At 68.6% G+C, this 6,292-nt stretch carries 7 protein-coding genes; 4 read left to right on the forward strand and 3 right to left on the reverse strand.

The annotated features are described in order from the left end of the window. The first annotated feature begins 7 nt into the window (after positions 1–7). The 3 genes from D7X99_RS18810 (at position 8) to D7X99_RS18820 (ending at position 2,600) form a co-directional block, all read left to right on the forward strand. Positions 8–478: an Lrp/AsnC family transcriptional regulator gene (locus D7X99_RS18810; RefSeq protein WP_120581260.1), complete on the forward strand. Its 471-nt coding sequence runs from the start codon at positions 8–10 to the stop codon at positions 476–478. A 2-nt stretch (positions 479–480) separates the two neighbouring features. Beyond that, positions 481–1,698, forward strand: a complete 1,218-nt coding sequence (locus D7X99_RS18815) for a PLP-dependent aminotransferase family protein (RefSeq protein ID WP_121778983.1) — start codon at positions 481–483, stop codon at positions 1,696–1,698. Between the two features lie 155 nt (positions 1,699–1,853). Further along, on the forward strand, positions 1,854–2,600 hold the full coding sequence (locus tag D7X99_RS18820; protein ID WP_120560256.1) for an SDR family oxidoreductase: 747 nt from the start codon (positions 1,854–1,856) through the stop codon (positions 2,598–2,600). A gap of 28 nt (positions 2,601–2,628) precedes the next feature. Here the strand turns inward: D7X99_RS18820 and D7X99_RS18825 are convergent, their stop codons facing one another. Further along, on the reverse strand, positions 2,629–2,979 hold the full coding sequence (locus D7X99_RS18825; RefSeq protein ID WP_121778977.1) for a helix-turn-helix domain-containing protein: 351 nt from the start codon (positions 2,977–2,979) through the stop codon (positions 2,629–2,631). Between the two features lie 129 nt (positions 2,980–3,108). Here D7X99_RS18825 and D7X99_RS18830 point away from each other — a divergent pair, with 129 nt between their 5' ends. Continuing rightward, positions 3,109–3,711, forward strand: a complete 603-nt coding sequence (locus D7X99_RS18830) for a malonic semialdehyde reductase (protein ID WP_121778978.1) — start codon at positions 3,109–3,111, stop codon at positions 3,709–3,711. A gap of 277 nt (positions 3,712–3,988) precedes the next feature. On the opposite strand, the gene D7X99_RS18835 is transcribed toward D7X99_RS18830, so the two are convergent. Together D7X99_RS18835 and D7X99_RS18840 are read right to left on the reverse strand one after the other, a co-directional pair. Continuing rightward, on the reverse strand, positions 3,989–4,450 hold the full coding sequence (locus D7X99_RS18835) for a hypothetical protein (protein ID WP_120599850.1): 462 nt from the start codon (positions 4,448–4,450) through the stop codon (positions 3,989–3,991). A 57-nt stretch (positions 4,451–4,507) separates the two neighbouring features. Beyond that, complete coding sequence (locus D7X99_RS18840) at positions 4,508–5,917, reverse strand: S8 family serine peptidase (RefSeq protein ID WP_121778979.1); 1,410 nt, start codon at positions 5,915–5,917, stop codon at positions 4,508–4,510. Positions 5,918–6,292: the final 375 nt, after the last annotated feature.

Genomic DNA, 6,292 nt, shown 5'->3' on the forward strand with positions numbered 1-6,292 from the left:
ACACCCCATGGACCCCCTGGATTATCGCATCGTCGATATGCTTCAGCGCGATGGCCGGGCCACGCAGCTGGAGCTGTCACGTGGGGTGAAGTTGTCCCAGCCGGCGGTGGCGGAGCGCATCCGCAAGCTGGAGGAGAAGGGCATCATCACCGGCTACACGGCGCGCGTGGACGCGACGCAGCTGGGCAAGGACATCACCGCCTTCATCGGGGTGAGCATCGAGCACCCCAAGCACTTCGAGGGCTTCGCGCGGAAGGTGGCGGAGCTGCCGGACGTGCTGGAGGCCCACCGGGTCGCGGGGCAGGACTCGTACGTCTTGAAGGTGAAGACCGCGAATACGCGGACGCTGGACTCGCTGCTCGTGGAGACGCTGCGCACCATTCCAGGTGTGACCCGCACGAGCACCACCATCGTCCTGTCGACCTTGAAGGAAGACACGCACGTGCGTGTCCCCGATGAGCTGTTGAACGGAGAATGAACATGAGCGCGGACGCTATGAGTGCCCCCCTGCCCCCTCCTCCGGCCTACCGGCTGTCCCAGCGCATGTCCCGGATGAAGACGTCCGCGGTGCGTGAAATCCTCAAGATCGCCGAGCGCCCCGACATCCTCTCCTTCGCCGGCGGCCTGCCCGCCCCGGAGCTCTTCCCGCTGGACGCCATCGCCAAGGCGTTCGAGGAGACCTTCGCCCGGGAGGGGCGCCCCGCGCTCCAGTACAGCACCACGGAGGGCTTCGCCCCCCTGCGCGAGTGGATCTCCTCGCACCTGGCGCGCAAGGGCACGCACGTCCACGCGGACCAGGTGCTCATCACCAGCGGCTCGCAGCAGGGCCTGGACCTGGTGGGCAAGGTGCTGCTCGATCCGGGTGACCTGGTCGTGGTGGAGGACCCCAGCTACCTGGCGGCGCTCCAGACCTTCGGCGGCTACGAGGTGGAGTTCGCCACCGTGCGCAGCGACGACGCGGGCATGGACACGGACGACCTGGCGGCCCTGCTGAAGAAGCGCGTGCCGAAGCTGCTCTACGTCATCCCCAACTTCCAGAACCCCAAGGGCACCACCCTGTCCCTGGAGCGCCGCAAGGCGCTGGTGCGGCTGGCGCAGGAGCACCGCTTCATCATCCTGGAGGACGACCCGTACGGCGAGCTGCGCTTCAAGGGCGTGCACCTGCCGTCGCTGGCGTCGATGGACGACCAGGGCGTGGTGCTGTCCCTGTCCACCTTCTCCAAGACGCTGGCCCCCGGCCTGCGCCTGGGCTGGGTCACGGGGCCGCGCCCGCTGCTCAAGTCGCTGACCATCGCCAAGCAGGCCACGGACCTGCACACCGCCACGCTCGCCCAGCGCGCCACCGCGCTGCTGCTGGAGACCTTCGACTACGCGGGCCACATCCAGGCGCTGATGCCCGTCTACGCCGAGCGCGCCAACGCGATGCTGGCCGCGCTGGAGGCCCACATGCCGAAGGGCACGAAGTGGACCCGGCCGGACGGCGGCATGTTCCTCTGGGTGGAGCTGCCCCAGGGCCTGGACGCGGCCACGCTGCTGCCCCGCGCCGTGGAGCAGAAGGTCGCCTTCGTCCCCGGCGCGCCCTTCTTCGCCAACGACCAGAAGCCCCAGTTCATGCGCCTGAACTACTCCAACCGCCCGCCCGACCTCATCAACGAGGGCATGCGCCGGCTGGGCTCCGTCATCGCCGACGCGTTGTAGTCCTGCCGGTCCGGCCCCTAACGCACCGCGTCTGGGGTCCGGGGCTCATGAGAAGTTGAAGCTTGATTCAGGTTTCAGCCTCCGCGGCGCTGGCCAGCGCCCGTGCGGTGTGCGTACCCTGCGCGCGTTTTTTCCATGACGCCCAGGAGAGCCACATGCAGCTGAAGGACCTGAAGATCATCGTCACCGGCGGCGCGCAGGGCATGGGCGCGCACTTCGCTCAGCGCATCCACGAGGCGGGCGGCCAGGTGGCCGTTGGCGACGTCAACGAGGAGAAGCTCGCGGCGCTGCCGGCGGGCATCCACCGCCGCAAGCTGGACGTGTCCAACGAGCAGGACGTCACGGACTTCGTGCAGTGGGCCCACGGCGCCATGGGCGGCCTCAACGGCCTCATCAACAACGCGGGCATCCTGCGCGACGCGCTGCTGGTGAAGAAGGACCGCACCACCGGCCAGGTGAAGAAGCTGTCCACCGCGGACTGGAACGCCGTCATCGGCGTGAACCTCACCGGCGCCACGCTGATGGTGCGCGAGGTCGTCACGAAGATGGTGGAGACGGACCAGCGCCCCGGCGTCATCGTGAACATGTCGTCCATCGCGCGGCACGGCAACCGCGGCCAGTCCAACTACGTGTCCGCCAAGGCCGCGCTCGCCGCCAACACCGTCACCTGGTCGCGCGAGTTCGCGCCGTTCGGCATCCGCGTGGGCGCCATCGCCCCGGGCATGATTGAAACGCCCATGACGCAGGGGATGAACCAGAAGGCCCGCGACGCGCTGGTGGCCGCCATCCCGGTGGGCCGCATCGGCGAGCCGGAGGACATCTGGGTGGCCGTGAAGTTCATCGTGGAGTGCGACTACTTCAACGGCCGCACCATCGACGTGGACGGCGGTCACAACTTCTAGGCCGCACGCTTCAACCGCGCTCCGGGCTTCAGGCGCTCTTGCGCTTCCGGGGCGCGGGCTTCACGTCCACCCAGCGCTGCGCCCACTTGCCCAGCTCGTCGATGACCTTCCAGAACGCCTGACCCTTCTCCGTCAGGCGGTACTCGGAGCGGATGGGCGGGCCCGGGTCCACGTGGCGCTCCACGATGCCTTCGGCCTCCAGGTCCTTGAGCCGCTCCGACAGGACGCGCTCGCTGATGGTGCCGATGCGCTCCGTCAGCTCCCCGAAGCGGCACGGCCCATCCATCAGGATGCGCAGGATGACGCCCGTCCAGCGCCGGCCCAGCAGGTCGGCCGCCACCAGGAACCGCGCGCACAGCGGGCTTGCGTCGTCATGCATCGTGTCCGCCTCCACCCTGAGTATAGCGCCCGCCCCTTCCCACCGGCACTCACTTACTTTTTGGAAGTTACTTGCGAAATAAAAGTGACGCGGGTAGCCATGGGGTGTTCGCAACGGAGGACATCACGCATGGCGACCCCGAACACGGCCCTGGACACGGACTCGCTGGAGCAGCTCTTCACGGAGGCCCGCACGCACTCGGGCTGGCGGGACCGTCCGGTGACGGACGAGACGCTGCGCCGAATCTACGAGCTGGCGCGCATGGCGCCCACCGCGGTCAACAGCCAGCCGGTGCGCCTGGTGTTCGTGAGGAGCCGCGAGGCCAAGGAGCGGCTCAAGCCCGCGCTGTCCCCAGGCAACGTGGACAAGACGATGCAGGCGCCGGTGACGGTCATCGTGGCGTACGACACCGCGTTCCACGAGCAGATGCCCAAGCTGTTCCCCGCGCGCGACATGAAGAGCGTCTTCGCGGCCATGACGCCGGAGGCGCGCGAGCAGGCGGCCTTCATGAACGGCACCCTGCAGGGCGGCTATGTCATCCTGGCGGCTCGCTCGCTGGGGCTCGACTGCGGCCCCATGGGGGGCTTCGACAAGGCCAAGGTGGACGAGGCCTTCCTCCAGGGCACCGGCTGGAAGTCGAACTTCCTCATCAACCTGGGCTACGGCGACCCGGCGAAGCTCTTCCCGCGCAACCCGCGTCTGTCTTTCGAGGACGCCTGCCGGATGGACTGACCCCGTCCAATCCCAGACAGCGCATTGGTCCTTCCGTTCAATGGCATCAGGCGGCCACAATCCTGAGTTTCTAGGTTAATCAGGAAGAAGCCGCCCCGCCGTCGGTTCCACAGGGGTGAACGCGGCAAGCGAGCCTCTTCCCGGTGCGACAGCGCAGGCGCCCAGACGCGGGGGCTCGCCTTTCGCAAGGCGGCGTAGACCGCCGGAGGGCCGTCTTCCGTTACAAGGAAGGCGAGACGCGGGGCCGGTGACAGGAGGCAAGCGCGGTGGGGCGGGCCTAGTACAGCTGTTCGAGCGGCATCATCGTGCCTGCCTCGAACTCCGGCGCGCGGCGCAGCTGGTCCAGCACGCGCGGGGCGCACCTCAAGTGCAGCATGGGCAGGGAACCGCCCGGCTCGCTCATGGCGCGCACGGCGCCCACCAACTGGTGTGCCTCCAGCCAGCGCATGAAGCTCTCGCGGAAGCGGGCGTTCTCCGCCTGGCCTTCCTTGTAGATATCCGCGCGCGAACGCAGGGGTGCCCGTGAGGACGCGGAGACGCTCTTCGGCGCGGCCGACTCCCGGGGCATCACCGTGACGTCAATGTCGCCGGCCGGCTGCGCGTCACGCTCCAGGCCACCCGCGCCCGGCAACGCACGCACCGTGCCTCCGCTGCCAGGCAGCGGACGCACGGCGGCGACGGAGGACATCCGGGCCGAAATGTCTTGAGGTCCGCCCGGCACGCCATTCTTCCTGCTCATGGCCACATCCTCCCCAGGTCCGGTGCTCACGTGGCACCGGCCCCGGCAACTACCGCGTCACCTGAAAACAGCCAGGCCCTTCCCCGTCCGGTGGTTCGCCGAGCGAGGAAGCTTGATGGCATTGCCCAGAATCAAATCCCTCACTTCCAATGCCGTCAAGTCAGGGGCGCGGCAACGATACAGCGCGGCGATTCCCGCGACATACGGCGCCGCCATGCTTGTGCCGCTCATTCGTTCATAGAACGCCTGATTGTTGCAGCGGCGTTCAGTAGACGAATACACATTCACCCCGTAGCCCATGACGTCAGGGACGACCCGACGCCCCACGGAGCCGCTGGCGGAGAAGGTGGCCACGTTGCGCTCGAAGTCGACTGCCCCCACAGCCAGGGCCTCGGGAAAGGCCGCTGGGTAACCAACCGTGTCGGGTCCACTGTTACCCGCCGCGACAATGGGCAGGATGTTGCTGTCCAGAAGCCGACGCAGCATGGCCTGCAGTGCGCGCTGGTTGAGCAGGTAGTCCGCTTCGGAGATGCCCGGAGGCGGCTGCAGCGGGAAGCCCAGCGACAGGTTGACGACGGCGGGACGCGACGCGTTCTCCGGACGGCTGAACTGGTGCAGCAGCCACTCCATGCCGGCGGCCACGCGGCCCAGGCTGGTGCGGATGGTCTCCGATTCGATGACGGACGCGGCGTACAGGTCCACCTCCGGCGCGACGCCGTGGTGCACGCCCGCGGCGATGCCGCACACGTGCGTGCCGTGGCCGTCAGGGTCGAACCCGCGCACGTCGCGCGCGGGGTTGTGCGGCGAGTTGGGGAAGAGCGAGACGTAGCGGAACTGGATGGTCTTGCTCGCGTGCTCCGGGTGGTCCGCGTCCACGCCGGTGTCCAGGATGCCCAGCATCACGCCGGCGCCCCGGATGCCCTGGGCGTGCGCCAGGGGGACACCGGACTCGTCAGGCCACTCGCGCTGCGCGAGCGAGCTCATGCCGCGGTTGCGCGGCCCCGTCTGTCCGGCGGACACCGGACCGGGGAAGGACAGGGGCACCACGTCCGGGATGAACTCGAACTCCTCCGCCAGCTCTCCCCGGGCCGCGACTTCCGCGTCCTGGGAGTAGAAGTGCGCCATGGTGGCGCCGATGAGCGGCATGAACCGGTAGCTGCCGGCTTCCGTGCCGACCTGCTCCGTCACGGGCGCGCCCGGCATGGGCGTGGCGTCGACGTCGCTGGCCTTCTTTCCGCGGGCGCGCTTGCGTCCGCGCGCCGCCTGGCCGCTGATTTCGGGCTTCACGCCAGGCAGCGTGGCCGACCGCAGACCGAGGGCGGTGAGGGCATCCGGTGCCTTCTGGGCCGCGCTGAAGCGGAGCGCGGTGCTACGGCTGAGGACGCGCTCGCCCTGCGCCGTGCCACGCACACCGGGCCGGGCCTGCGTCTCGATGGACTCCTTGGGTACCAACAGGAACGACTTCATGGCTGTGCTCCTTGAACCGCTCAATCCGCGCCGGGCCCAAAGGGAGAGCACCTGCGGTACGACCGCGCCCACCTGGGGACCCTGACAAGCCCCTTCGGATCCGGTGGGTCGGGCTCGCGGGCGTCGCCCGGAGCCGTTGCATCACCTGCCCTCCCCTCTCCCCATGCGCTGGGGTCCAACCGGGGGATTTGACCGCGACCCCCTGACAAAAAATCACGGGATTTCCGTAATAGACACCCCTTCTCTGGTGTCTCGGTCCTCGCTCGGCTTCCCCGAACCTCTGGAAAGACAACGGATTCCCTCCGCGGGACGAGGTCAGTGGCCAGGGGCGCACACGGGCTCTGTCCGCCAGCGGATGTGGGGAAGGGGCAGGCA

This window comes from Corallococcus sp. AB032C, assembly GCF_003668935.1.
Lineage (GTDB): Bacteria > Myxococcota > Myxococcia > Myxococcales > Myxococcaceae > Corallococcus > Corallococcus exiguus.